Here is a 26,737-nt window from a genome sequence, read left to right as displayed (position 1 = left end):
GATCTGCCCATGAATATCACCAACCACTCTGTGGGAGCCGGCATCGCCGGCGATGAGGCCCTCGACCGCCGTGCGCTCGATCGCAGGCTTCGCCAGCTCCCACAAGATCCGCTGTCATCACGCCATGCCCTGGCTTTCTGCGGACTGGCCCTGGCTGTGGCACTGGCCGGTTGCGCCGGCCTGCCCGACCAGCGCCTGGCCAACGAAGCACTCAAGCGCGGTGACACCGCCCTGGCCGAACAGAACTACCGGCAACTCGCCGACCTCGGTTACAGCGAAGCCCAGGTCGGCCTGGCCGATATCCAGGTGGAAACCCGCGACCCGGCCAAGCTCAAGGAAGCCGAAGCCACCTACCGCGCCGCCGCCGATATCTCGCCTCGCGCCCAGGCACGCCTGGGCCGCTTGCTGGCGGCCAAACCGCAGGCCACCGACGCCGAGCGCCAGGAAGCCGAAACCCTGCTGAAGAAGGCCTTCGCCAATGGCGAGGGCAACACCCTGATTCCGCTGGCCATGCTCTACCTGCAGTACCCGCAGAGTTTCCCCCGCACCAACGCCCAGCAGCAGATCGACCAGTGGCGCACCGCCGGTTACCCCGAGGCGGGTCTGGCCCAGGTGCTGCTGTACCGCACCCAGGGCACCTACGACCAGCACCTGGATGAGGTCGAGCGGATCTGCAAGGCCGCCCTGGCCAGCACCGATATCTGCTACGTCGAACTGGCCACCGTCTACCAGAAACGCGCCCAGCCCGAACAACAGGCTGCGTTGATCGAACAGGTAAAGAGCGCCTACCAGCGCGGCGTTATCCCCGCTACCCGGGTCGACAGTGTCGCCCGCGTACTGGCCGACCGCAGCCTGGGCCAGACCGATGAGAAAACCGCCCAGGCCCTGCTCGAACAGGTGGCCCCGGTCAACCCGGGGTCCTGGGTCAGCCTGGCGCAACTGCTCTACGACTTCCCGGAACTGGGCGACACCGATCAGTTGATGGCCTACATCGACAAGGGCCGCGCCGCCGAACAACCGCGCGCCGAACTGCTGCTCGGTCGCCTCTACTACGAAGGCAAGAGCGTGCCGGCCGATGCAAGCAAGGCCCAGACGCACCTTCAAAGCGCCGCCAGCGCCGGTGAAATCAGCGCCCATTACTACCTGGGCCAGCTCTATCGCCGTGGCTACCTGGGCAGTGTCGACCCGCAAAAAGCCGTCGACCACCTGCTCAGCGCCGCCCGCGGTGGCCAGCTCAGCGCCGACTACGCCCTGGCCCAGCTGTTCAGTGAAGGCCACGGCATCCGCCAGGACCTGGTCAACGCCTGGGTCTTCATCCAGCTGGCACAAGCCAACCCCAGCGACCAGTCGCGGGCCCTGGCCGAACAGCTCGACCAACAACTCACCCCGGCGCAGAAAGCCCAGGGCCAGCGCCTGCTGCAACAGGAACGCCAGGCCCGTGGCGCCATGGGCCCCGGCCCCGGCGCCCTGGCCCTGCACGCCGTGCAACAACCCGAACAAGGCGAGGACTCCCTATGACACTCAATCCGTGGATGAAAGCAGGTGTAGGCCTGGGCTTCGCCCTGCTCTGGTCGTGCCCGACCCTGGCGGCCATGACGGCCGAAAAGAACTTCGGCCTGGACGTGAAGATCACCGGCCAATCCGAAGACGACCGCGACCTGGGCACCCGCTCCGGCGGCGACGTCAACGGCCTGGGCCTGGACCTGCGCCCCTGGGTCTATGGCGAGCGCGGCAACTGGAGCGCCTTTGCCATGGGCCAGGCGGTGGCCGCCACCGACATCATCGAGACCGATACCCTGCGCCAGTCGGGCGATGAGGCCGAGTCCGACAACGGCAGCGCCGATGGTCGCGAAGCCGACAAGAGCTACCTGGCCATGCGTGAGTTCTGGGTCGGTTACAGTGGCCTGACCGCCTACCCGGGCGAGCAACTGCGCTTCGGTCGCCAGCGCCTGCGCAATGAAGACGGCATGTGGCGCGACACCAATATCGAAGCGCTGAACTGGACCTTCGACACCACCCTGCTGCGCGCCAATCTGGGCGTGGCCGAGCGCTTCAGCGAATACCGCACCGACCTCACCGAACTGGCCCCGGAAGACAAGGACCGCCTGCACGTCTACGGCGATGTCGCCACCCAATGGACGCCCGGTCACTGGGTCGGCCTGCGCGCCCACCACACGCACGACAACGGCAACCTGAAAAGCCCTGGCGAGACCGTCGACACCCTGGACAAGACCCGCACCGGCGACCTCACCTGGCTGGGTCTTGAGGCCAACAGCGACGCCTACAACTGGCGCAACCAGAACCGCGTCAACTACTGGGGCAGCGTGACCTGGCTGACCGGCGACCGCGACAGCCTCAACACCACCACCGTCAACAGCGAGCAAGTGGCCACCGGCAAGCAGAGCGGCGATGTCAACGCCTGGGCCACGGACCTGGGCATCCGCCTGCGCCTGGACCCCAACTGGCAGGTCGGCGCCGCCTACGCCCGCGGCAGTGGCGGCGGTGGCAGCGACGGTTCGGGCAACTACGAGCAAACCGGCCTTGAGAGCAACCGCTCCAACTTCACCGGTACCCGCTCGCGCGTGCACCGATTCGGCGAGGCCTTCCGAGGCGAACTGGGCAACCTGCAGGCCGCCACCCTGTTCACCTCCTGGCAGTTGCGCGACGACTACGACGCCAGCCTGATCTACCACAAGTTCTGGCGCGTCGATGGCGACCAGAACATTGGCAGCAGCGGCATCAATGCCGTGGTCGACGACAACGGCATCAACCGTCCGCTGATCCAGGGCGAGAAAGACCTGGGCCAGGAAATGGACGTCGTGGTCACCAAGTACTTCAAGCAGGGCCTGCTGCCAGCCTCCTTGAGCCAGTCGATCGACGAGCCGTCGGCGCTGGTGCGCTTGCGTGCCGGCGTGTTCAAGCCGGGCGACGCCTACGGCAAGGAAGCGGACTCGTACATGCACCGCGCGTTCGTCGACGTGGTCTGGCACTTCTGATGCCTGGAGTGCACTGATATGAGCCTTCAATCGAACACCCTGCAGCGCCTGCTGGCCGGCACCCTGTTGCTGGCCAGCAGCATCGCCCTGGCCAACAGCCAGGCGTCGGCGCCGCTCGCCAAAGGGCTGCAGCAGGCCAAGACCTACACAGTCAGCAGCGCGCCGATCGAGCCGCTGCAGATCCCCGCACCGACCCTGCCGGACCTGTCGGGCTACACCGCCCAGGCCGTGCAGAAAAAGATCGAGCGCACCCGCAAGGGCAAGGTCTCGGTGCGGCGCATGCTGCAGGAAAACGCCCTCAAGGAGTTCATCGGTGGCGACAACAAGATGGCCGAATGGGTGGCGCGCCAGCACGGCATTCCCCAGGCGATCTTCATCGATGACGGCCATGTCGACTTCACTGAACTGAGCAAGCACGTGCCCCGGCAGTACCTGAGCGAAACCGCGCCAGGGGTTTACCTGGCGCGCCTGCCGATCGTGGTCGGGCAAAAGGGCGTGCTGGAGATCGACGCCAAGGTCAAGGAGCTGCGCCTGTCCCAGGAGGGCGGTTCGTTCATCGTCAACGACGGCAAGCTGTTCGTCACCGACAGTAAAGTGACCGGCTGGCGCGAGAAGGACAACGGTCCGGCCACCTTCCGCTCGCCCAAGGAGTTCCGCCCGTTCCTGCTGTCCTGGGGTGGCACCCAGACCTACATCGTCAACAGCAAGATGGCCAGCTTCGGCTACGCCAAGTCCAAGTCCTACGGTGTGAGCATTTCCCAGTACACGCCGAACATGGCCAAGCAGATGGGCCGCCCGGAACCCACCGGCTGGATCATCGGCTCTGAATTCAGCGACATGTGGTACGGCTTCTACTGCTATGAGACCAGCGACTTCGTGGTCAAGGACAGCACCTACCGCGACAACATCGTCTACGGCATCGACCCCCACGACCGTTCGCACCGGCTGATCATCGCCGGCAACACCGTCTACGGGACCAAGAAGAAGCACGGGATCATCGTCTCCCGCGAGGTCAACGACAGCTGGATCATCAACAACAAGAGCTTCGACAACAAGCTCTCGGGCGTGGTGATCGACCGTAACAGCGTCAACAACCTGATCGCCTACAACGAGATCTACCGCAACCACACCGACGGCATCACCCTGTACGAAAGCGGCGACAACCTGATCTGGGGCAACAAGCTGATCAACAACCGTCGCCACGGCATTCGCGTGCGCAACAGCGTGAACATCCGCCTGTATGAAAACGTCGCCATGGCCAACGGCCTGGTGGGTGTCTACGGGCACATCAAAGACCTGTCCGATACCGACCGCGACATCGCCCTGGACCCGTTCGACACCAAGGTCTCGCTGATCGTGGTCGGCGGCGAGCTGGCGGCCAATGGCAGCGGCCCGCTGTCGATCGACTCGCCCCTGAGCGTCGAGCTGTACCGGGTCTCGATGCTGGCGCCGAGCAAGGCCAACGGCATCAGCTTCTCCGGTGTGCTGGGTGAGCGTCAGGACGAGATCCTCGACCTGATGGTGCGCCAGCGCAAAGCGGTACTGATCGACCCGGTCGAACGCCAGACCGAAATGGCGGATTGAGGAAGCCTACATGACCCCACACCTGATGAAACTGCTTGGCCTCAGTGCCGCCCTGCTGGCGACCGGCAATGCGGCCCGTGCCGCTGAAGTACAGGCGCCGAGCTTTACCGCCGAGCCCTGCTGCCAGCTGTGTCCCGAAGCCCATGACGCCAGCCGCTACACCACCCGCTACCAGCAGAACTTCACCACCCTGGTACAGGCCCAGGGCGACTGGCTGTTCCGTACCCGCGAAGACCTGCGCACCGAATTCGACACCACCCCGGCCGGCTACCGCCGCCTGCAGCAACTGCACGATGCCTTCAAGGCCAGGGGCGTGGAACTGGTGATCGTCTACCAGCCGACCCGTGGCCTGGTGAACCGCAACATGCTCAACCCGGCCGACAAGGCTGCCTTCAACTACGCCAAGGCCCTGGGCAACTACCAGGCCATGCTCGGGCGCTTCAGCAAGATGGGCTACAACGTGCCCGATCTCTCGCCGCTGACCAACGAGCAACTGGCCGCCGCCGACCAGGGCAAGGATTTCTACTTCCGTGGCGACCAGCACTGGACGCCCTACGGCGCCGAGCGGGCGGCGAAGATCGTCGCCGACACCGTGCACAAGATGCCGGCGTTCGCAGGCATCCCCCGGCGTGAGTTCGAGAGCCACAAGTCCGGGCGCATGGGCAAGACCGGCACGCTGCACAACGTCGCCGGCCAACTGTGCGGCACCAGCTACGCGGTGCAGTACATGGACCAGTTCATCACCGAACCCAAGGGCGAGAGTGGCGGCGGCGACCTGTTCGGCGACGCCGGCAACCCGCAGATCACCCTGGTCGGCACCAGCCACAGCGGCAAGAACTACAACTTCTCGGGCTTTCTCGAGCAGTACATCGGCGCCGACGTGCTCAACGTCGCCTTCCCCGGTGGCGGCCTGGAAGGCTCGATGATCCAGTACCTGGGCAGCGATGAATTCCAGAACAGCCCGCCGAAGATTCTCATCTGGGAGTTCTCGCCGCTCTACCGCCTGGACCAGGAAACCATCTGGCGGCAGATGCTCGCCCTGGTCGACAACGGCTGTGAAGGCAAGCCTGCGCTGATGAAGGCCAGCACCACCCTCAAGCCCGGCAAGAACGAGCTGATGGTCAACGGCAAGGGTGGCGTGATCAAGGACCTGGTCAATGGCCGCCACCAACTGGACATCCGTTTCGAAGACACCTCGGTCAAGGTGCTGCAGGCCACCCTGTGGTACCTCAATGGTCGCCATGAAGACGTGAAGATCGAGAAACCGGAAACCTCCGACACCGACGGCCGCTTCGCCTTCCAACTGCGCGAGGACGAAGACTGGGCCAGCCAGACCCTGCTCGCCGTGGAGCTCCAGGGGCCGCAAAGCGGCAGCCAGAAAGTCGAGGCCACGCTCTGCAAACGCAACCAAATTCCTGGCACTGCGCGGCATACCGCACAGGCCGGTTTGTGAGGTACACCATGCACATGAGCAAAGTTGCCGCCCCCGCCCTGCTCGCCCTGGCCCTGTTCGGCCCGGTCGCCCAGGCCGCCGGGCTGGTTCCGCCCCAGGGCTACTACGCCGGCATCGAGAAACTCAAGAGCGGCTCCGGCGGCTACCGGTGCGAGGCCATTCCCAAGCCATATACCGGCAAGCTGTTGTTTCGCAGCAAGTACGAAGGCTCGGACGGCGCTCGCGCGACCCTGAACAAGGCCTCGGAAAAGGCCTTCCGCGACTCCACCGCGAGCATTACCACGCTTGAGCGCGGCGTCAGCCAGCAGGTCATGCAGTACATGCGCGATGGCCGCCCGCAGCAGTTGGACTGCACCCTCGAATGGCTGGGTGCCTGGGCCCGCGCCGATGCGTTGATGTCCACCGACTACAACCACACCGGCAAGTCCATGCGCAAATGGGCCCTGGGCAGCCTCAGTTCGTCCTGGCTGCACCTGAAGTTCTCCAGGTCCCAGCCCCTGGCCGCACACCAGCAGGACGCCGAACTGATCGAGAAATGGTTCGCGCGCCTGGCCGACCAGGTGGTCAAGGACTGGAGCGGCCTGCCGCTGGAGAAAATCAACAACCACTCCTACTGGGCCGCCTGGTCGGTGATGGCCACGGCCGTGGTCACTGACCGCCGCGACCTGTTCGACTGGTCGATCAAGGAGTACCGGGTAGCCGCCAACCAGGTCGACGCCCAGGGCTTCTTGCCCAACGAGCTCAAGCGCAAGCAACGCGCCCTGGCCTACCACAACTATGCCCTGCCGCCGCTGGCGATGATTGCCAGCTTCGCCCAGGCCAACGGCGTCGATGTGCGTCCCGAGAACAACGGCGCGCTCAAGCGCCTGGGCGACCGGGTGCTGGCCGGGGCCAGGGACCCGAGCCCCTTCAAAGCGAAAAACGGCGAGAAGCAGGACATGCACGACCTGAAGGTCGACAGCAAATACGCCTGGCTCGAGCCCTGGTGCAGCCTCTACCGCTGCAGTGCCGATGCGCTGCAAAAGAAGCACGACATGCAGCCGTTCAAGAACTTCCGCCTGGGCGGTGACCTGACCCGGGTCTATGACCCGCAGGCCGGCCTGTAGGAGCGGGCTTGCCCCGCGATTGCATGCTTTCAGCCCCATCGCATCGCGGGGCAAGCCCGCTCCTACAAGGACAGTGCAAGACAAGGTTTTTGTGTGCTCCCCCGCTGACTTTCACGGGGGGTTTGGGGGGCTGCTGCCCCGACTGATAACGACAAGGAGAGATCGGGATGGTGTTTTCGTCCAACGTGTTCCTGTTCCTGTTCCTGCCGATCTTTCTCGGCTTGTACTACCTGAGCGGGCAACGCTATCGCAACGCACTGTTGCTGCTGGCCAGCTACATCTTCTACGCCTGGTGGCGGGTGGACTTCCTCGCCCTGTTCGCCGGGGTGACCCTGTGGAACTACTGGATCGGCCTGAAGGTCGGCGCCGCCGGCGTGCGCAGCAAGCCGGCCCAGCGCTGGCTGCTGCTGGGCGTTGCCGTGGACCTGTGCATCCTCGGCTACTTCAAGTACGCCAACTTCGGCGTCGACAGCCTCAACGCGATCATGACCTCCTTCGGTCTTGAGCCGTTCATCCTCACCCATGTGCTGCTGCCGATCGGCATCTCGTTCTATATCTTCGAGTCGATCAGCTACATCATCGACGTGTACCGTGGCGACACCCCGGCCACGCGCAACCTGATCGACTTCGCCGCCTTCGTGGCGATCTTCCCGCACCTGATCGCCGGCCCCGTGCTGCGTTTCAAGGACCTGGCCGACCAGTTCAACCACCGCACCCACACCCTGGACAAGTTCTCCGAAGGCTGCACGCGGTTCATGCAGGGCTTCATCAAGAAGGTGTTCATCGCCGACACCCTGGCGGTGGTCGCCGACCAGTGCTTCGCCCTGCAGAACCCGACCACCGGCGACGCCTGGCTCGGCGCCCTGGCCTACACCGCGCAGCTGTACTTCGACTTCTCCGGCTACAGCGACATGGCCATCGGCCTGGGACTGATGATGGGTTTCCGTTTCATGGAGAACTTCAAGCAGCCCTACATCAGCCAGTCGATCACCGAGTTCTGGCGGCGCTGGCACATCAGCCTGTCGACCTGGCTGCGCGACTACCTGTACATCACCCTGGGCGGCAACCGCGGCGGCACCGTCGCCACCTACCGCAACCTGTTCCTGACCATGCTGCTGGGCGGCCTGTGGCACGGCGCCAACTTCACCTACATCATCTGGGGCGCCTGGCACGGCATGTGGCTGGCCATCGAGCGGGCCCTGGGGCTGGACACCAACCCGCAGCGCTTCAACCCGGTCAAGTGGGCCTTCACCTTCCTGCTGGTGGTGGTCGGCTGGGTGATCTTCCGCGCCGAGAACCTGGAGGTGGCCGGCCGCATGTACGGCGCCATGTTCAGCTTCGCTGACTGGCAGCTGTCGGAACTCAACCGCGCCAACCTCACCAGCCTGCAAGTGGCGACCCTGCTGGTGGCCTACGCGACCCTGGCCTTCTTCGGCCTGCGCGACTTCTACCGCAACGCAAGGCCGGCGCCCAAGGCCAGCCCCGTCGCCGTGCAGGCCGACGGCAGCCTGAGCCTGGACTGGGGCCTGTACCTGACCCGGGCGCTGGTACTGCTGCTGTTCGCCGCCTCGATCCTCAAGCTCTCGGCGCAAAGCTACTCGCCGTTCCTCTACTTCCAGTTCTGAGCGAGCCGACCATGACCCGATCATTACGCAAACTCTATTCCCTGCTGTTCCTCGCCCTGTTGCTGGGCCTGGGCCTGTGGTCGCTGGGGGGCCTGAGCGGCTTCCAGCGCACGGCGCAGATGAGCGTGCTCGACGGCAAGCTGGCCAAGGCCGCCGAGACCTACTACGACGAGCAGTTCCCGCTCAAGCGCATCGGCACCAACCTCTGGGCGGCGCTGGACTTCAAACTGTTCAACGAAGGCCGCCCCGGCGTGGTGCTGGGCCGCGAGCACTGGTTGTTCAGTGACGAAGAGTTCAAGCCGATCGCCGACAGCGACCAGTTCGAACAGGAAAACCTGGCACTGATCCGTGGCGTACGCGACACCCTGCAGCAGCGCGGCATCCAACTGGTGCTGGCCATCGTCCCGGCCAAGGCGCGCCTGTACAGCGAGTACCTGGGTGAACAGACCCCGTCCACCCTGCACAACGACCTGTACAACGAGTTCCATGCCCAGGCGCGCCAGGCCGGCGTGTTCGCGCCAGACCTGCTGGCCCCGCTGCAAAGCGCCAAGGCCCACGGCCAGGTGTTCCTGCGCACCGACACACACTGGACGCCGATGGGCGCCGAAGTGGTCGCCCAGCAGCTGGCCGAGGCCATCGGCCGGCAGAACCTGCTCAACGGCGAGCCGCAGCAGTTCGTCACCGAGCAGCGCCAGAGCGCCCCGTACAAGGGCGACCTGACCAACTTCCTGCCGCTCGACCCGTTGTTCAGCCATCTGTTGCCACCGCCGGACACCCTGCAGCAACGCAGTACCCGTCCGGCCGAAGGCCCGGCACAGGACGGCGACGCCCTGTTCGCCGACAACGAAATCCCGGTGGCGCTGGTCGGCACCAGCTACAGCGCCAACGCCAACTGGAACTTCCTCGGCGCCCTGCAGCAGGCCCTGCGCAGCGACGTGGTCAATTACGCCGAAGACGGCCATGGCCCGCTGCTGCCAATGCTCAAGTACCTGCGCAGCGATGCCTTCAAGAACAGCACCCCGCAGGTGCTGATCTGGGAGTTCCCGGAACGCTATCTGCCAATGAAGAACGACCTGGGCGACTTCGATCCGCAGTGGGTCGCCCAGCTGAAGAAAACCCGAACTGCCAACCAAGACCTGGCCCAGTCGTCCATCCGGACGCAACACTGAAGAGGAAATACCCATGACCCTGCACACCACCAAGCACCGCATCGCCAAAGCCTGCGCCCTGGCCGCAGGTCTGAGTCTGCTCTCGCTGCAGGCCCTCGCCGGCGCCGACGCCGCGCTCTACGGCCCAAGCGCGCCGAAAGGCTCGACCTTCGTGCGCATCTACAACGCCGGCAACCAGGCGGTCAGCGCCAGCGTCGGCACCACCAAAATCAACGACGTGGCCGCCCAGGCCAGCAGTGACTTCAGCTTCATGCCCCAGGGCGACTACAGCGCCCAGGTCGGCAGCCAGAGCCTGCCGGTCAAGCTCGCCTCCGATCACTACTACACCCTGGTCAACAACGCCTCGGGCAGCCCACAACTGGTCGAGGAACCGCCGTTCAAGAACAAACAGAAATCCCTGGTACGGGTACAGAACCTCAGCGACCAGGCCCTGACCCTCAAGACCGCCGACGGCAAGACCGAAGTGGTCAAGGCAGTAGCCGCCAAGGCCCGCGGCGAGCGCGAGATCAACCCGGTCAAGGTCAGCCTGGCGCTGTATGAAGGCGACAAGAAAGTCAGCGACCTCAAGCCCGTGGCGCTGGAGCGCGGCGAAGCCGCGGTGCTCTACGTCACCGGCTCCGGCAGCAACCTGTCGCCGGTCTGGGTCAAGCGCCCGGTATCGACCCGTTAATCACCTGCCTCTTTCAATCTTCGGAGAACACTCATGATTCCAGTCATCCTGTCCGGTGGTAGCGGTTCGCGTCTGTGGCCCCTGTCGCGCAAGCAATTCCCCAAGCAGTTCCTGGCCCTCACCGGTGAACACACCCTGTTCCAGCAGACCCTCTCGCGCCTGGTGTTCGAGGGCATGGACAGCCCCATCGTGGTCTGCAACAAGGACCACAAATTCATCGTCAGCGAGCAACTGGGCAACCTGAAGCTGCAGACCCAGGGCATCCTCATGGAGCCCTTCGGACGCAACACCGCCCCGGCCGTGGCCCTGACCGCGATGAAGCTGGTCAACGAAGGCCGTGACGAGCTGATGCTGGTGCTGCCCGCCGACCACGTGATCGACGACCAGAAAGCCCTGCAACGCGCCCTGGCCTTGGCCACGGTGGCGGCCGAGCGCGGCGAGATGGTGCTGTTCGGGGTGCCGGCGACCAAGCCGGAAACCGGCTACGGCTACATCAAGTCGAGCCAGGACGCGCTGCTGCCCGAAGGTGTCAGTCGAGTGGCCCAGTTCGTCGAGAAGCCGGATGAAAAGCGCGCTGGCGAGTTCGTCCGCGCCGGCGGCTATTTCTGGAACAGCGGCATGTTCCTGTTCCGCGCCAGCCGCTTCCTCGAAGAGCTGAAAAAACACGATCCGGACATCTACGACACCTGCCTGCTGACCCTGGAACGCAGCGTCGAAGACGGCGACAACCTGAGCATCGACGAAGCCTCCTTCGCCTGCTGCCCGGACAACTCCATCGACTATGCGGTGATGGAAAAGACCCAGCGCGCCTGCGTAGTGCCGCTGAGCGCCGGTTGGAGCGATGTCGGCTGCTGGTCGTCGCTGTGGGACGTGCACGAGAAGGACGACAACGGCAACGTCACCAAGGGCGACGTGGTGGTACAGGACAGCCGCAACTGCATGATCCACGGCAACGGCAAGCTGGTGTCGGTGATCGGCCTTGAGAACATCGTGGTGGTCGAGACCAAGGACGCGATGATGATCGCCCACAAGGACAAGGTCCAGGGCGTCAAGCAACTGGTCAACACCCTCAACGAACAAGGCCGCAGCGAGACCCAGAACCACTGCGAAGTGTACCGGCCGTGGGGCTCCTACGATTCGGTGGACATGGGCGGGCGTTTCCAGGTCAAGCACATCACCGTCAAACCGGGCGCCAGCCTGTCACTGCAGATGCACCACCACCGCGCCGAACACTGGATCGTGGTGTCCGGCACCGCCGAGGTGACCTGCGACGAGAACGTGTTCCTGCTCACCGAAAACCAGTCAACCTACATCCCGATCGCCTCGGTGCACCGCCTGCGCAACCCGGGCAAGATCCCGCTGGAGATCATCGAGGTGCAGTCGGGCAGCTACCTGGGCGAGGACGATATCGAGCGTTTCGAAGACATCTACGGGCGCTCGACGCCGATCGAGCGCGGGATTTCGATCAAGACCATCGCGCAGTAAATCCCCCTCGCGGGGCAAGCCCGCTCCTACGGTAGGAGCGGGCTTGCCCCGCGATGCTTTTTGAGGCCCACCCGATTTCCAGTTAGGATAAAAGCTCACTGGCACTCAAGGCTTCGCCCATGCTGATCGGCGCCCTGCTCATCCTTACCTGGCTGGTCCTGCTGCTGCGCTACCCGGCCAAGGCCCTGCCCATTTCCCTGGCCGCCGTGTTCGGCCTCGGGCTGGTTGCGCTCTGGGTGGTCTGGCAGGACAACCGCGAATCCAGCCAGCTGGCACGCCTTGACCTGCGCCTGAGTTACGCCCCCGACCAGTGCCCCGCCGACCGTCCACTGCGCGTGCAGATGAAGAACGGCAACGACGTACCGCTGCAAAACGTACGCTGGCGCGTGGCCGCCTACGCCCCGGGCGACAGCGTCAACCTCAGCGAAAACACCTACAGCGCCCCCCGCTATCGTGGCCCCGAGTTGCAGCCCGGTGCCGACTGGAGCGAGTGCGTGCCCCTGCCGCCACTGCGTTCCGGGTATCGTCCACAATCGCTGGAGTTTCGGGCCGAACAACTGCAAGGCAGTTTTGCCAACTAGTATTTTTGTCAGTTACCGACTCCGCGAAAATGGCGTTCAATCAGGCCAACTCATTACTGCCTGGAATCAGCCTATGGGACAGCTCGTGGAAATCCAACCCAGTGAAATCGATCGCCTCAGGCAACTGTCAGGTAGCACTGCTCGCCAACGACCCACTGTGATTTTCCTGCATGCCAGGCACTGTCAACCCTGTGAACAGCTACGCCCGCAAGTCGAGCAGGTAGCCAGCAACACCCCCGAAGTGGACTTCTATGCCTTGGCCGCCGAAGGGCAACGCCACCTGTGCAAGCAACTGGGTATTGTCGGCTTCCCGGCGCAAGTGTTCATCGATCGCAACGGTAACCGAAGCGTGGTGATGGGCAGCGACTGGAGGCATATCAACAAGGCACTCGATAAGCTGCTGGAAGTGCACGTATGATCGGGCACTCCCCCTCTTCTGCGCTCAGGTTCGCTCATGCCCATTGTCCTCATCACGGGTTGCTCCAGCGGTATCGGTCGTGCCCTGGCCGACAGCTTCAAAAACGCAGGCTTCGAGGTCTGGGCCACCGCCCGTAAAGCCGACGATGTGGCGCAGCTGCAGGCGGCCGGTTTCAAGAGCCGTCAACTGGACGTCAATGATGCCCCCGCCCTGCAACGCCTGAGTGAAGAAATCGAAAGCGCCCATAACGGCCTCGACATCCTCATCAACAACGCCGGCTACGGCGCCATGGGCCCGTTGCTCGATGGCGGCGCCCCGGCCCTGCGCCGACAGTTCGAAACCAATGTCTTCGCCCTGGTCGGCGTCACCCGCGCGCTGTTCCCGGCATTGCGTCGCAACAAGGGCCTGGTGGTGAACATCGGCAGCGTCTCCGGGGTACTGGTCACGCCGTTTGCCGGTGCCTACTGCGCCTCCAAAGCGGCGGTGCATGCCCTGAGCGACGCCCTGCGCCTGGAGTTGGCGCCCTTCGGTGTGCGGGTGATGGAAGTGCAGCCCGGCGCGATCGCCTCGCAATTCGCCAGCAATGCCGGACGTGAGGCTGAACAGGTGATCGAGGAAAACTCGCCCTGGTGGCCGCTGCGCGAAAGCATTCGCGCCCGCGCCCGGGCATCCCAGGACAAGCCGACTCCGGCCAGCGAGTTCGCTGAAGGCCTGCTCAAGGCAGCACGACAGCCACAGCCTCCAGCGCTGCTGCGCCTGGGCAACGGCAGCCGTGCCCTGCCATTGCTGCAAGCCTGGCTACCCCAGGGCTTGCTGCAACGCGTGCTGAAAAAGCGCTTCGGCCTCGACGGCGTACTCTGATCAGCCCTGTGCGGCGAGCTGCGCAGTCTGCTCGAACGACTGCCAGCCGCCGCCCAGCGACTTGTACAGACCGACCAGCGCCTGGGACACCGCTGCCGAGCTTTCGACCCACTGCTCCTCGCTGGCCAGCAAGGCGCCCTGCACGCTGAGTACGTTGAGGAAGTCCACCGCGCCCTCGACGTACTGCTGCTGCGCCGCCTGCAAGGCGATGCGGTTCTGCCGCACGGCTTCGGCCAACAGGTCGCGGCGCAGCTGGCTGGCGTTGTACAGGCGCAGCACATCATCGATTTCATGCCAGGCGCCCAGTACCACTTGCTGGTAGTGCAAGGCAGCTTCCTGTTGCTGGGCCTGGCGCAATTCGAGCACGCCGCGCAGGCGCCCGCCCTCGAAGATTGGCAGACTCAGCTGGGGGCCGATACCGAAGCGGCGCGAGTCCCAACTGCCGAAATCGGACAGTTGCATGGACTGGAAACCGACATTGCCCGACAAGCGAATGCTCGGATAGAAGTCGGCCTTGGCCACACCGATGCTGGCCGTGGCCGCATGCAGTTGCGCCTCGGCCTTGCGGATGTCCGGGCGACGCTGGGCCAGTTCCGACGGCACGCCAATGGCAAAGCGCTGTTGCGGGGCCGGCATGGCAGCAGGTGCCAGCAGCTCAGCCTGCAAACTGCGCGGCGGCTCGGCCAGCAACAGGCTCAGGGCATTGATCAACTGCGCCTGGCGTTCTTCCAGGATCGGCAGGCGCGCCTCGATCGAGGCCACCTGGGCGCTGGCCTGGGCCACGTCCAGGGTGGTGGCGACGCCATCGCGCAAGCGCATTTGCGACAGGCGCAGGCTGTGCCGGGACACGTCGAGGTTTTCCCGGGTCACGGCCAGGGTTCCCTGCACCGCACGCAACTGGATGTAATCGCCGGCCGTCTCCGCCAGCAGTGCCAGCAACACACCACGACGATCGTTCTCGGCCACCTCGACCACGGCATCGGCGGCTTCGACCTGACGCCGCACCCGGCCCCACAGGTCCAGCTCCCAACTGGCCACCAGGTCGCCCTGCCAGAGGTTGAAAGCCGACTTGCCGCTGTGGCCGGAAGGGTCGCTCAAGCCTTCGGCGCTGTTGCGGGCGCGGTTGTAGCCAGCGCCCAGATCGGCGGAAGGGGTTTGCTCGGCGGCGATGCTGGTGCGCAACGCCCGGCTTTGCGCCAACCGCGCCGTAGCGATCTGCAGGTCGAGATTGCGCTGGCTGGCGCGTTCGATCAGGTCGCTGAGCCTGGCGTCATGAAAGCTCTCCCACCAGCGTTGTTCCAGCGGTTCGGCCACGGCCTGGCTGGGTGCGGGCGTTTCCTGCAACGGCGCCCAGTTGGCCGGGGCCTGGCTGGCAGGCTGATGGAAATCCGGGCCAAGGGTGCAGCCGGCCAGCAGGCTCAGCAACAAGGGACTGAAGGCGAACGAAGGCTTCATCGGGCGCTGACCTCATGGCCGGTGGAGAGCTTCGCGCCGGTGTCGATTTTCGCCACCACCGACATGCCCACCCGCAGGCGCTGGAGCAAGGGCTGGTCGGCATCGAAGACGATCTTCACCGGAATGCGCTGCACCACCTTGGTGAAGTTACCGGTGGCGTTGTCCGGCTTGACCGCCGCGAAGGTCACCCCGGTGGCCGGAGCGATACTCTCCACCCGGCCGTGCAGGTACTGGTCGGCGAAGGTATCGACACGAATCTGCACCGGCTGCCCGGGCTGCACGTGGGTCAGCTGGGTTTCCTGGAAGTTGCCGACCACATAGGCCTGTTCCAGCGGCACCACCGACAAAAGCCGCGCCCCCGGATTGACGTAGGCTCCGACCCGCACTGCGCGCTCGCCGACCATGCCGTCGATCGGTGCCTCGATACGGGTGTAGGACAGCTCCAGCTGCGCCCGTTCCAGGCTGGCCTGCGCATGCTTGAGGCCCCCTTCGGCGCTGTCGACCTGGGCGGTGAGGATGTCCACCTGCTTACGCGCAGCGGCCAGTGCCGCTTCGGTGTTGGCCAGCCGGGCCCGGGCCTGGTCGACCCGGCTGCGCGCCTGCTGGGCGTTCTGCACGGTACCGGCGCCCTGCTCGGCCAGGCGGCTGTGACGGATCAGCTCATGGTTGGCGAAGGCCAGTTCGGCCTGGTCGGCATTGACAGCCGCCTGCGCCTGGGCGATCAGCGAGGCCTGGCGCTCCAGGGTGGCGCGGGCGTTGTGACGCTGGGCAGTGGACACCAGCAGTTGTGCCTGGGCCGCCGCCAGGGCGGCCTGGTAGTCACGGTCGTCGATCACCGCCAGCAATTGTCCGGCCTTGACCTGCTGGTTGTCCTCAACCAGCACCTGCTTGATGAACCCTGCCACCTTGGGGGCGATCACGGTGTAGTCGGCCGACACATAGGCGTCGTTGGTGCTCTGCTCGGCATCGCTGCCCAGCAGGCTCGGGCCGACGATACCCGCCAGCCCGGCCACCACCAGGGCAGCGACGATCAAGGCGGTTTTTCGATGCGTTGTTGTAGTCGTCATGTCGTTCTCTCAAGGCCACGAAGCTAGGCCACCGCACGCGGCGGATAGATCCGTGTAGGTACAAAAGGAATCAGCAGGATCAGCGCCGCAGCCAGCACCGCCATGCACAGGTAGAGGTCGGCCGAGGTCAGCACCAACGCCTGCTCGTGGATGCGCCGGGCCAGGCCAGGGGTGCTGCTGTCGGCCAGGGGGGAATTGCCCAGGCTGTCGACCAGCGCGTTGGAATGAAAATGCCGGCGAATCGTGGTCAGGGCTTCGAGCAACCCGGTGGCGACCACCGAGGCCAGGCCCTTGATGGTGTTGAACCAGGCCGAGGCAAACGGCCCGTCCTGCGGGGTCATGCCACCGGTGGCGAGCATCAGCAGGGGGATCACCGACATCGGCTGGGCAAAGATGTGCAGCAATTGCAGCAGGTAGAAGTTGTCGCGAATCCACACGCTGGTGAGCTGGGTACCCAGCACGCACGACAGCGACAGCATGCCCAACCCCGCCGCCAGCACCCAACGGCAATCCACCGCGCGCAGGTTGCACAGCGCGGCCACCAGAGGCAGCGCCAGGAGCTGCGGCAAGGCCACCAGCAGCATCAAGGGGCCGGTCTGCACCGGACGATAACCCTGGATCTGGGCCAGGTAGCTGGAAGGGATGACGATCGCTGCGGTCAGCACGATCAACACACCGAACAACGTGACCAGGGCGTGGGTCAGGTTGCGGGTCTTGAGCATCTGCAGCTTGAAGAACGGCAAGGGCTCGGACCACTCGTTGAACAGGAACAGCGACAGCAGCACCAGGCCGCCGCCGAGCAGCCAGCAGATCAGCGTCGAGCTGAACCAGCCCATGCGGTCGCCCAGGGTCAGGCCGATCACCAGCGAACAGATCGCCGGCAGCCCGAGCAACACACCGCGCCAGTCGAGCTGCTTGAAGCGCTCCAGGCGCAGCGGATCCTGGGGCAGGCCCCAGGCCACACACGCCATGGCCAGCAACGATGGCAGGATGATCTGCCAGAACGCCCACTGCCAGCCGACGTATTCGGTCCACAGCCCCGCCAGCGGCGTGCCCAGGTTGGGGCCGAAGGTGGCGGTCAAGGCGTAACCGGCCAGGCCATAGACCTTGATCCCCGGCGGCAGGAAACGCAGCGCGACACTCATCAGCATCGGCGGCAAGGCACCCGAGGCCAGCCCCTGCAAGGTGCGCAGCAACATCAGGCTGGACAGGTCGGGCGCATAGGGTTGCAACAGGCCCAGCAGGGCAAAGGCCGCGATGGCACAGAGGGTGAAGCGGCGCAGGGAAAAGGTCGCCGCCAGCCAGGGCGAAAAGGCCATGGCCGACACCGACGCCGCCGCGTACACCGCGATCAGCCAGGCGCCTTCATCGGCACCGATGAACATCCCGCCACGGATATCGGCCAGCGAGGCCTTGGTGACCATCTCGTTGAGGCCGGCGCACAGCACCGCCAGCAACACACCCAGCAGGCCGACCAGAATGCGCGTGCCGAAGGCTGCCGGCGCTGCGGGAGCGGCAACAGGTGTCGGCACGACAGGTAAAGGAGTCGCGGTCAGCGAGCTCATGACAGGCATCTCCGGGCTGGTAAGGAACCCGAAGAAGTTTACGAAGGGGCAATGTTAACGAAAATCGACATATTGACAGCTTACTAGTGCAGCAAACGCAATCCTCAGACAGGTTCGCTGCAGCAGGCCTTGAGCGTCTGTCGCAGCCAGCGGTGGGCCGGGTCGTTGTCAAAGCGTGGGTGCCAGGCCTGCATCACCGTCACCCGCTCCATCGGCAGCGGAATGGCGAACGAGCGCAACGGCAGGCCCAGCTTGTTGACGCTGTTGAGGATGTTGGCCGGCATCGGCAGCAGCAGGTCGGAATCGGGCAAGGAGAACATCGCCGAGTGAAAGCTCGGGGTAATCAGTGCCACCCGCCGCTGAACCTTGTAGTGGGCAAGTTCGACATCGATCGGACCGTTGGCCCGGCCACGGCGCGACACGCTGATCTGCGGGTAGGCGGCAAAGCGTTCGGGCGTAATTTCGGCGTCGAAGATCGGGTGGTCCTGACGCGCCAGGCCCACGTAGAGGGTGTGGAACAGGCTCTGCATCTTGATCTCGGGCCCCAGGTCGATGGTCGAACTGACGATCAGGTCGGTGCGTCCGTCGCGCAGTACGCTGTCGTCGTCACCGACGCTTTCCGGCACGAAACGCAGCACGGTACGCGGCGCCTGCTCATGCATCATGCGCAGCAGTTGCGCGCCGTAGAGCGCGATGAACAGGTCATTGGTGCGGATGTTGAATGCCCGGTCCAGGGTGCTCAGGTCGACTTCTTCGCGGCTGCGGAACACCAGCCCGGCCTGCTCGACCAGGGCCCGCACCTGCTCGTGCAGGGCCAGCGCCCGGGGCGTGGGCACCAGGCCCCGGCCGGCACGGACCAGGATCGGGTCGCCGATGGCCTCGCGGATGCGCCCCAGGGTCCGGCTCATGGCGGCTGGGCTTAGGTTCATGCGGCGCGCCGCGCCCACCACGCTGCCCTCGTCGAGCAGGGCGTCGAGGGCGACCAGCAGGTTCATATCCGGGATCTGCATTGCCAGGCATCCATGAACAAGAGTGAAGAAGGGAGGGATCTTAGCAGCTCGGCCAGCACCGACAGCTTGCGCCGGACGCAATCACACAGTGCACGGCAGGCCATTTATCCGCACCGGCGGTTGGCCAACAATGGGCGGCTCGACATTGGTCTTATGGAGTCCTGCATGCTCAGTCCGGTCTTGATCGCCATCGATGGTTCCAGCGCTTCGCGGGGCTTGCTGGAGCTCGCGCAACGGTTCTGCCTACCCAACCACCACCGCCTGCAGGTGATGCTGGCCATCGATAGCGCCTTTGCCTTGAACGACGGGCACGGGACGATCAGTCTCTACGAGCAGCAGGAATTTCCGGCGGCCACTGAAGAGCAGCGGCACGCCAACCAGGTGGTTGCGCAAGCCTTGCAGCAACTGCGGGCCCAGGGCTTCGCGTGTGAAGGCAAGCTGGTTCAAGCAGAGCCGGTGGCGGCGATCGTGGCCCAGGCCCGACAGCTCGATTGCACCTTGATCATCATGGGGCATCGGCATCTGAATCGAATGGGGCGGCTGCTGGATCCTTCGATCAGCAGCAAGGTCATCGATCAGGTCGACTGCCCGGTGCTGGTGGATTCGCGGCAGGTCTGAACCTTCCAGGGCCGCTCTGCGGCCCATCGCAGGCTTCGCCGGCTCCCACACGAGTCGGGGTTGCTCCGGCCCCTGTGGGAGCTGGCGAAGCCTGCGATGAAAGCACGACCTAACCCTGGTCTTTCGCCGGTTTGACCACCACCGTACAGGTCGTCCCCGCCGCCAGCAGGAACCCCTCCGGCACTTCGTCGATGTGAATCCGCACCGGCACCCGCTGGGCCAGGCGCACCCAGTTGAAGGTCGGGTTGACGTCGGCGATCAGCTCACGGCTTTGCGGGTTGTCGCGGTCGTAGATACCGCGGGAAATACTCTCCACATGGCCCTTGAGCACCTCGCCACTCATCATCTGCAGCTCGGCCTGGTCGCCCACCTTCACATGGGGCAGCTTGGTTTCTTCGAAGAAGCCGTAGACCCAGAACGAATCCTTGTCGACCACCGCCATCTTCGGCTCACCGGTGCGCGCATAGTCGCCACGATGGACGTTGAGGTTGGTCACGTAACCATCGACGGTGGCCAGGATCTTCGTACGCTTGAGATCCAGCTCGGCAGCGGCCAGTTGCGCCTGGGCCTGCTGGTAGTCGGCCAGGGCCGAGTTGGCGATGTTGCTGGCGTCGTCACGGTTCTCCCGGGAGATCACCAGGTTGTCCATATCGGCACGGCGATGGGCGTTGACCTTGCGCATCTCCCAGGTGGCCTTGCGCGAGGCCACCAGCGCCTGGGCCTGGCGCACCGCCACTTCGTAGTGCTCGGGGTCGATCTGCATCAAGAGGTCGCCCTTCTTCACCAGTTGATTGTCGCGCACCGGCACATCCACCACATAGCCCGGCACATCGGCGGCGACGTTGATGATGTCGGCGCGTACCCGACCGTCGCGGGTCCAGGGCGTGTTCATGTAGTGCAGCCACAGCTGACGGCCGATCACCACGGCAGCGGCCAGCACGAGCAAGGTGGCGATCAGGCTGAAAAACTTTTTCATCAACAAGGGTCTCAACGGTAGAGAGTCAGGGCCATGGAACCGAACAGGCAGATAAACAGGCACAGGCGCAGCAGCGCCGGGTGCCAGAAGAAGCGGTAGCCATCATGGCTGGCAATAAAGCGGTCCAGGCCCCAGGCAAGCCCGGCGGCAAACAGGAACATCAAGGTCATGGTCGGCATGTAGACGCCATGGAAGGCGATTTCACGGGGCATGGGGCAGTCCTTGCGCCGGGGCCAGGGCGGCCAGCGGCGACTGGGGGTCGAGCAGTGAAGTACGGATGAAATGCAGGTAGCTCTGCACCCGGCGCAAGGCCGAGGTGTCGAAGTGCCGGGCAAAGGGTTCGTCGGTGGCCTGCACGCGGCTGATGGCGTGATCCACGGCGACCAGGGCGCGCTCGTGGTTGCTCGCGCTCGGTTGCAGGAACAAGCGCGCCAGGGCGCGGCCCATGACCCGGATCGCCTGGCGCCAGGGTTGCGATTCGGCGTAGCACGGGTGCACCGGCAGGATCGCCTGCTCCTTGCGCAGCTCGATGATCGCGTGGCCGACCTCCAGCACCAGGAACATCCAGCGCAGCAGCTGGCTTTGCACCAGCGGCTTGCCGGCGGCCAGGCCATAGGCCTGGTGCAGCAGGTCGCGGGTACGACTCTCGAAGGCCGAGCCCAGGCCGCGCAGGCGACCGCTGATGGCGAACAGCACCTGGCCGCGCAGGTCCTGCTCCAGGCGGCTCCACAGCCAGCGGCTGTTGGGTGGCAGGATGATCGCCCCGGCAGCGGCACAGACCAGCATGCCGATGACCATGGCGATGTAGTCATTGATGAAGTTGTAGGGGTTGTAGACCGTCAGGTTGTCCGGCACGGAACCGGTGGCGAAGAAGATCAAAAGACCCAGCCCCACCCCGGCATAGGCCGGTCGCGAAGCCAGGAAGGCACCGAGCACGAACACCGGGGCCAGCACCAGGCACAACAAGGGGAAGCCATCGATCCAGGGGAACACGAAGAAGGTTTCGAAGAAGCCGACGAAGGCGCCGAACAAGGTGCCGCAGGCCATCTGGAACGACATGCGCTTGGGGTTGGGCGTGGCCGCCGACAGGCCCACGGTGGCGGCGGCGATCAGCGTCATCATCGCCCCGCTGGGCCAGGCCGTGGCGATCCAGTAGCTGCCCAGCACCAGCAGGATGAACGATGCACGCAGCCCGGCCGCCAGCGACACCATCCAGTTGGTCTGGGCCACGTAGGGCTCGTCCCACTGCTCGCGGGCATGGTTGTGATCGGCCAGCGATGCGTGGGTCAGGGCGTAGCTGTGCAGGTCGTCGACGAAGCGGTAGAGCAGTTCGTAGGCGGTGTGGAAGTCCAGCAGGTCGGCATCGCTCGGCCCGCTCTCGACAAAAGCGGCACGCAGGCTACGCACTCGCTCCGGCAAGCCTTCCTTGTAGGCCGCCAACTGTTCGGCCAGGCGCGCGGCGTCGGCATTGGTCAGGGCCCGGCCGGCATAGCCGTCGAGCAGTTCGGCCAGTGCCTTGAGGCCCGGTTCGATGGCGGTGACGATCTGCAACGGGCCGCGCAGACGCAGGCGTTCGAGCAACTGGTGCAAGGCATTGAAGCGCGTGGTGATGGCCATGAACTCGCTGTTCATGCGCCCCAGGCGGCCATTGCGGCGGCGCATGTGCGGGTCTTCGAAGGCGGTGACATTACGCAGGCTTTCCAGCCCCACCGCTTCGGCGATAAAGCGCACGTTGCTGCTTTCGAAGCGATCGCGCTGGCTGTCGCCACGCAGGCCTTCGGCGACGAAGCCGGCAAACACCCCAAAGCGCTGGTACAACGCATTGCGCATCGCCGCACTGGCCGACTGCGGCAGGATCGCGGCACTGACCAGGGTCGAGACCAGGATCCCCAGGGAAATCTCCAGCACCCGCCAGACCGCGGCCATGAAGGCGCCATCCGGGTGCTGCAGGGCCGGCAGGCCGACCATCGCCGCGGTGTAGCCGGCGAGGACGAAACCGTAGGCCTGGAAGGTCCGGTAGCGCATGGCACCGGCGGAGCACAGGCCGACCCAGATCGCCAGGCTCGGCAGGAACAGCTCGGTGTTCTGTGGAAACAGGGCGATCAGCAAGACCATCATCGACGAGCCGGCCAGGGTGCCGAGCAATCGCCAGAAACTCTTGGCGAACACATGCCCGCTCTGTGGCTGCATGACGATGAATACGGTGATCATCGCCGTGCGCGGCTGCGGCAGCTCCAGGCGCATGGCCAGCCACAGGGTGAGGAAGGCGGCGCTGAGGACCTTGAAGATGTAGACCCAGGTCACCCCGTCGGTGCGCGCCCACTCGAAGAAACCGCGACGCCACTCAAGGCTCGCCAGCCAGCGAAACGGCAAGCTCAGTGTGCTCATTCGGCATGGCCCGGTTTGTCGAAGATCGCCAGGGTTGCCGGTGTCCTGGGGGCCTGCTGCTTATCCTCGTCCGGCACATCGCTGCCCGCCCCCAGGCCGCCGCCCAGGGCGGTGACCAGCTCGGCATGGGCGGTCAGGCGCGCGGCCTGGACCTGCTGCTGGATCTGCTGCTGGCGGAACAACAGGGTCTGGGCGTTGAGCACGTTGAGGTAGTCGGTCAGGCCGCGCTGGAAGGCGATCATGGCGATGTCGTAGGTCTTCTGCGCCGAGGCCACCGACTCGGCGGCAAAGTGCTGCTGCTCGTTCATCGACTCGCGGCGGATCAACTGATCGGAAATGCCCTTGAGCGCCTCGACCACGGTCTGGTTGTAGTGCGCCACGGCGATGTCATAGCCGGCGGACGCCACGCCCAGCTGCGAGCGCAGACGGCCGCCATCGAAGATCGGCAGGCTGATGGCCGGGCCGACGTTGTAGTTGAACTTGCGCCCGGTGATGAACTCCAGCGGACCGCCGCCGGTGGCCATGAAACCAAGCCCGCCGACCAGGTCGACGTTGGGGAAGAAGCCGGCGTGGGCGACATCGATGCCCCGCGCCTGGGCCGCCACCTGCCAGCGGGTGGCCACCACATCCGGACGCTGGCCGACCAGCTCGGCCGGCAGGGCCGAGGGCAGTTTCAGCGGCGCACCGAGGCTCAGGCTCGGGCGCTGCAATTGTGCGCCCTCGCCCGGTCCCTTGCCGGCCAGTGCCGCCAGTTGATTGCGTGCCAGGGCGATTTCTTCGTTCAGGGCATCGAGCTGGCGGTGGGTTTCCGGCAGCGGCGTCTGCGCCTGGCTGACTTCGAAGTGGGTGCCGATGCCACCGGCCAGGCGGCGCTCGGCCAGGGCCAGGATCTGCTCCTGCTGTTCAAGCTCGGCCTTGACGATATCGCGCTGGGCAAAATGCAGGGACAGCTGGATGTACACCTTGACGATGTTGTTCTGCAGCTCCAGCTGTGCCTGACGCAATTGCGCCGCGCTCATGTGGGCCATGTCCACCGCCTGCTCGCTGGCATTGCGCTCGCGACCCCAGAGGTCCAGGGCGTAGCTAAAGCCCAGCGCGGCGTTGTTGTCCCAGGTGTTGGCCCCGGACAGCGCGCCAGGGCCGTAGAACTGGTCTTCCGGCCAGTTGTGGCGCTTGAGTGTCGCCTGGCCGTTGACCTGCAGTTTTTCCGCCGACTCGACCACGCCGGCCATGGCCTTGGCCTCACGCACCCGGGCCGCGGCCATGGCCATGCTCGGGCTATCGTTGACAGCCAGGGCAACCCAGCGATCGAGTTGCGGGTCGCCGTAGGCGCGCCACCACTGCTGGGCGGGCCAATGGGCATCACGGGCGGCCTCGCGGATCGCCTCGTCGGTGGCCAGGGTATTGGCTTGCAGCGTCTTGCTTTGCGGGGCAATGCCCCAGGTTCCGATACAGCCGCTCAAGGTCAAGCTAAGGGCACAGACACTGAGCGCATTCAGCGCTCTGATGATGCGACGCGGCACAGCTGCGAATTCCCGACGTAGAAGGTGGATGACGCTTGGAGATGGCAATTCTAGGGGGCGGTCGCACTGGCGATAAGCGTGTATTACTGCGAATCTTTGTTACGAAAACGGCGATAATCCGGCTTTAGTCTGAAGACCGACACCGTAACTTCATGTCACAATTTGTCGTCTACTTTGAGAGCGACCCATGGACACCCTGCAAAACATGCGTGCTTTTAGTTGCGTGGCGCAAGTCGGCAGTTTTACTGCCGCGGCCGTGCAGCTGGATACGACCACCGCCAACGTCTCGCGGGCGGTCTCCAATCTTGAAGCGCATCTGCAAACCCGCCTGCTCAACCGCACTACCCGGCGCATTGCCCTGACCGAAGCCGGCAAACGCTACCTGATGCGTTGCGAACAGATCCTCACCTATGTCGAGGAAGCCGAAGCCGAAGCCAGCGACGCCCACGCCCGCCCTGCCGGGCAGTTGAAAGTGCATTCGATGACCGGCGTCGGCCAGCATTTCGTCATCGACGCCATCGCCCGTTACCGTGAAACCCATCCGGACGTGACCTTCGACCTGACCATGGCCAACCGCGTGCCGGACCTGCTCGACGAAGGCTACGACGTGTCCATCGTGCTGGCCAGCGAGCTGCCGGACTCGGGCTTCGTGTCCCAGCGCCTGGGCATCACCTACAGCATCGTCTGCGCCTCGCCCGACTATGTGAAACGCCACGGCATCGCCCAGAAGCCCAGCGACCTGCTGGGCCATGCCTGCCTGCGCATGGTCAGCCCGGTGATCCCGCTGGAAAAATGGCTGTTCGACGGCCCGGAAGGCCAGGAAGTGGTGAACATCACCCAGGCGCCGTTCCAGGTGAACTCGGCCGATGCAATGAAAACCGCTATCCGCAGCGGCATGGGGGTCGGCGTGCTGCCGATCTACTCGGCCATCGACGGCCTGCGTGACGGCTCGCTGGTACGGGTGATGCCCGAGTACCGCCTGCAGGAGCTGAACCTGTACGCGATCTACCCGTCGCGCCAGTACCTGGATGCCAAGATCAAGACCTGGGTCGAGTACCTGCGCAACTCGTTGCCGGAAATCCTCGCGGCCCACGAAGCGGACCTCAAGACCCACGAATTGCGGATCGCCAACTGAAATCTTGCTGCACAGCGGCGGCGGAGAATGATAGCGTGCTACCCATTGTCCCCCGCCCGCAGGATTTCGCCGATGAAAAAGACCGTCCTTGCCTTCAGCCGCATCACCCCGGCGATGGTCGAACGCTTGCAGCAAGACTTCAACGTCATAGTGCCGAACCCCAAGCTCGGCGATATCAGTGCCCAGTTCAACGAAGCCCTGCCCCAGGCTCATGGCCTGATCGGCGTGGGCCGCAAGCTGGGCCAGGCGCAGCTGGAGCACGCAGGCAAGCTTGAGGTGGTTGCCAGTGTTTCGGTCGGCTATGACAACTACGACCTGAACTACTTCAACGAGCGCGGCATTGCCCTGACCAACACCCCCGACGTGCTGACCGAAAGCACCGCCGACCTGGGCTTCGCCCTGATCATGGGCAGCGCCCGCCGGGTCGCCGAGCTCGACGCCTGGACCAAGGCCGGGCAATGGCAGGCCACCGTCGGCCCGGCGCAGTTCGGCAGCGACGTGCATGGCAAGACCTTGGGGATCGTCGGCCTGGGCAACATCGGTGCGGCGATTGCCCGGCGTGGCCGGTTCGGCTTCAACATGCCGATCATCTACAGCGGCAACTCGCGCAAGCTGGCACTGGAGCAGGAGCTCGGCGCCCAGTTGCGCAGCCTTGACCAACTGCTGGCCGAAGCCGATTTCGTCTGCCTGGTGGTGCCGCTGGGCGCCGACACCCGGCACCTGATCGGCAGCCGCGAGCTGCAGCTGATGAAGCCCAGTGCGTTCCTGATCAACGTCTCCCGCGGACCGGTGGTCGATGAAGCGGCGTTGGTGCAGGCCCTGCAGCAGGGCACCATTCGTGGTGCCGGCCTGGATGTGTACGAGAAAGAGCCACTGACCGAATCACCGCTGTTCCAGCTACCCAACGCCCTGACCCTGCCCCATGTCGGCTCGGCCACCGCCGAAACCCGTGAAGCCATGGCCAACCGCGCCATCGACAACCTGCGCAGTGCCTTGCTGGGTGAGCGGCCACGGGACCTGGTCAATCCTCAGGTCTGGAAGTAATCCCGACA

Annotated in this window: 23 protein-coding genes; 15 read left to right on the top strand and 8 right to left on the bottom strand. The window is 65.0% G+C overall.

The window, feature by feature from the left end:
* Nucleotides 1–9 precede the first annotated feature (9 nt).
* The 12 genes from algK (at nucleotide 10) to ACIQUS_RS12725 (ending at nucleotide 13,948) form a co-directional block, all read left to right on the top strand.
* Nucleotides 10–1,518 (top strand): alginate biosynthesis TPR repeat lipoprotein AlgK, encoded by a 1,509-nt coding sequence (gene algK / locus ACIQUS_RS12780; RefSeq protein ID WP_403047493.1) that lies wholly within the window; start codon nucleotides 10–12, stop codon nucleotides 1,516–1,518.
* Nucleotides 1,515–2,996, top strand: coding sequence for an alginate export family protein (locus ACIQUS_RS12775; protein ID WP_403047492.1), 1,482 nt, complete (start codon nucleotides 1,515–1,517; stop codon nucleotides 2,994–2,996). Before algK ends, ACIQUS_RS12775 begins: the two co-directional genes overlap by 4 nt.
* An 18-nt stretch (nucleotides 2,997–3,014) precedes the next feature.
* On the top strand, nucleotides 3,015–4,580 hold the full coding sequence (algG, locus tag ACIQUS_RS12770) for a mannuronan 5-epimerase AlgG (RefSeq protein ID WP_403047490.1): 1,566 nt from the start codon (nucleotides 3,015–3,017) through the stop codon (nucleotides 4,578–4,580).
* A 10-nt stretch (nucleotides 4,581–4,590) separates the two neighbouring features.
* Nucleotides 4,591–6,033, top strand: coding sequence for an alginate O-acetyltransferase (locus tag ACIQUS_RS12765; protein WP_403047488.1), 1,443 nt, complete (start codon nucleotides 4,591–4,593; stop codon nucleotides 6,031–6,033).
* Between the two features lie 8 nt (nucleotides 6,034–6,041).
* Nucleotides 6,042–7,139, top strand: a complete 1,098-nt coding sequence (locus ACIQUS_RS12760) for a mannuronate-specific alginate lyase (RefSeq protein ID WP_403047486.1) — start codon at nucleotides 6,042–6,044, stop codon at nucleotides 7,137–7,139.
* A 167-nt stretch (nucleotides 7,140–7,306) separates the two neighbouring features.
* Complete coding sequence (locus tag ACIQUS_RS12755; protein ID WP_403047485.1) at nucleotides 7,307–8,764, top strand: MBOAT family O-acyltransferase; 1,458 nt, start codon at nucleotides 7,307–7,309, stop codon at nucleotides 8,762–8,764.
* Nucleotides 8,765–8,775: 11 nt separating this feature from the next.
* Entirely contained in the window at nucleotides 8,776–9,933 is a 1,158-nt protein-coding gene (locus ACIQUS_RS12750) for an alginate O-acetyltransferase (RefSeq protein WP_403047483.1), read from the top strand.
* A 13-nt stretch (nucleotides 9,934–9,946) separates the two neighbouring features.
* Nucleotides 9,947–10,603 (top strand): alginate O-acetyltransferase AlgF, encoded by a 657-nt coding sequence (locus ACIQUS_RS12745; RefSeq protein ID WP_403047481.1) that lies wholly within the window; start codon nucleotides 9,947–9,949, stop codon nucleotides 10,601–10,603.
* A 33-nt stretch (nucleotides 10,604–10,636) separates the two neighbouring features.
* Nucleotides 10,637–12,088 (top strand): mannose-1-phosphate guanylyltransferase/mannose-6-phosphate isomerase, encoded by a 1,452-nt coding sequence (locus tag ACIQUS_RS12740; protein ID WP_403047480.1) that lies wholly within the window; start codon nucleotides 10,637–10,639, stop codon nucleotides 12,086–12,088.
* Between the two features lie 119 nt (nucleotides 12,089–12,207).
* Nucleotides 12,208–12,669 carry a multidrug transporter gene (locus tag ACIQUS_RS12735; protein ID WP_403047478.1) on the top strand — a complete coding sequence of 154 codons (462 nt, stop codon included), beginning with the start codon at nucleotides 12,208–12,210 and terminating at the stop codon, nucleotides 12,667–12,669.
* Nucleotides 12,670–12,826: 157 nt separating this feature from the next.
* Nucleotides 12,827–13,087, top strand: coding sequence for a TlpA family protein disulfide reductase (locus ACIQUS_RS12730; RefSeq protein WP_403047476.1), 261 nt, complete (start codon nucleotides 12,827–12,829; stop codon nucleotides 13,085–13,087).
* 36 nt (nucleotides 13,088–13,123) lie between these two features.
* Nucleotides 13,124–13,948, top strand: a complete 825-nt coding sequence (locus ACIQUS_RS12725) for an SDR family oxidoreductase (protein ID WP_403047475.1) — start codon at nucleotides 13,124–13,126, stop codon at nucleotides 13,946–13,948.
* Here ACIQUS_RS12725 and ACIQUS_RS12720 read toward each other — a convergent pair whose 3' ends face one another.
* The 4 genes from ACIQUS_RS12720 to ACIQUS_RS12705 all read right to left on the bottom strand — a co-directional run bounded on the left by ACIQUS_RS12720 (nucleotide 13,949) and on the right by ACIQUS_RS12705 (nucleotide 19,045).
* A complete protein-coding gene (locus tag ACIQUS_RS12720; protein WP_403047474.1) occupies nucleotides 13,949–15,403 on the bottom strand; it encodes an efflux transporter outer membrane subunit in 1,455 nt (484 codons plus the stop codon).
* Nucleotides 15,400–16,470: an HlyD family secretion protein gene (locus ACIQUS_RS12715; protein WP_403047473.1), complete on the bottom strand. Its 1,071-nt coding sequence runs from the start codon at nucleotides 16,468–16,470 to the stop codon at nucleotides 15,400–15,402. The genes ACIQUS_RS12720 and ACIQUS_RS12715 overlap by 4 nt, the downstream gene beginning before the upstream one ends.
* A 23-nt stretch (nucleotides 16,471–16,493) precedes the next feature.
* Nucleotides 16,494–18,035 (bottom strand): MFS transporter, encoded by a 1,542-nt coding sequence (locus ACIQUS_RS12710; RefSeq protein WP_403047472.1) that lies wholly within the window; start codon nucleotides 18,033–18,035, stop codon nucleotides 16,494–16,496.
* A gap of 104 nt (nucleotides 18,036–18,139) precedes the next feature.
* Complete coding sequence (locus ACIQUS_RS12705) at nucleotides 18,140–19,045, bottom strand: LysR family transcriptional regulator (protein WP_403047470.1); 906 nt, start codon at nucleotides 19,043–19,045, stop codon at nucleotides 18,140–18,142.
* Between the two features lie 165 nt (nucleotides 19,046–19,210).
* Here ACIQUS_RS12705 and ACIQUS_RS12700 point away from each other — a divergent pair, with 165 nt between their 5' ends.
* Nucleotides 19,211–19,663: a universal stress protein gene (locus ACIQUS_RS12700; protein ID WP_403047468.1), complete on the top strand. Its 453-nt coding sequence runs from the start codon at nucleotides 19,211–19,213 to the stop codon at nucleotides 19,661–19,663.
* A gap of 109 nt (nucleotides 19,664–19,772) precedes the next feature.
* Here the strand turns inward: ACIQUS_RS12700 and ACIQUS_RS12695 are convergent, their stop codons facing one another.
* The 4 genes from ACIQUS_RS12695 to ACIQUS_RS12680 are packed head-to-tail and all read right to left on the bottom strand — an operon-like array spanning nucleotide 19,773 to nucleotide 24,550.
* Nucleotides 19,773–20,639 carry an efflux RND transporter periplasmic adaptor subunit gene (locus ACIQUS_RS12695; RefSeq protein ID WP_403047467.1) on the bottom strand — a complete coding sequence of 289 codons (867 nt, stop codon included), beginning with the start codon at nucleotides 20,637–20,639 and terminating at the stop codon, nucleotides 19,773–19,775.
* Nucleotides 20,640–20,650: 11 nt separating this feature from the next.
* A complete protein-coding gene (locus ACIQUS_RS12690; protein WP_028943216.1) occupies nucleotides 20,651–20,851 on the bottom strand; it encodes a DUF1656 domain-containing protein in 201 nt (66 codons plus the stop codon).
* Nucleotides 20,841–23,027: an FUSC family protein gene (locus ACIQUS_RS12685; RefSeq protein ID WP_403047466.1), complete on the bottom strand. Its 2,187-nt coding sequence runs from the start codon at nucleotides 23,025–23,027 to the stop codon at nucleotides 20,841–20,843. The genes ACIQUS_RS12690 and ACIQUS_RS12685 overlap by 11 nt, the downstream gene beginning before the upstream one ends.
* On the bottom strand, nucleotides 23,024–24,550 hold the full coding sequence (locus ACIQUS_RS12680) for an efflux transporter outer membrane subunit (RefSeq protein ID WP_403047464.1): 1,527 nt from the start codon (nucleotides 24,548–24,550) through the stop codon (nucleotides 23,024–23,026). The genes ACIQUS_RS12685 and ACIQUS_RS12680 overlap by 4 nt, the downstream gene beginning before the upstream one ends.
* A gap of 187 nt (nucleotides 24,551–24,737) precedes the next feature.
* Here ACIQUS_RS12680 and ACIQUS_RS12675 point away from each other — a divergent pair, with 187 nt between their 5' ends.
* Complete coding sequence (locus ACIQUS_RS12675) at nucleotides 24,738–25,685, top strand: LysR family transcriptional regulator (RefSeq protein ID WP_285864496.1); 948 nt, start codon at nucleotides 24,738–24,740, stop codon at nucleotides 25,683–25,685.
* A gap of 72 nt (nucleotides 25,686–25,757) precedes the next feature.
* Nucleotides 25,758–26,729, top strand: a complete 972-nt coding sequence (locus tag ACIQUS_RS12670) for a 2-hydroxyacid dehydrogenase (RefSeq protein ID WP_403047462.1) — start codon at nucleotides 25,758–25,760, stop codon at nucleotides 26,727–26,729.
* Nucleotides 26,730–26,737: the final 8 nt, after the last annotated feature.

It is taken from the genome of Pseudomonas sp. NPDC090755 (assembly GCF_044769005.1).
GTDB lineage: Bacteria > Pseudomonadota > Gammaproteobacteria > Pseudomonadales > Pseudomonadaceae > Aquipseudomonas.
Note: the sequence above shows the minus strand (reverse complement) of the source record. Positions and strands in the feature narration are given on the sequence as shown.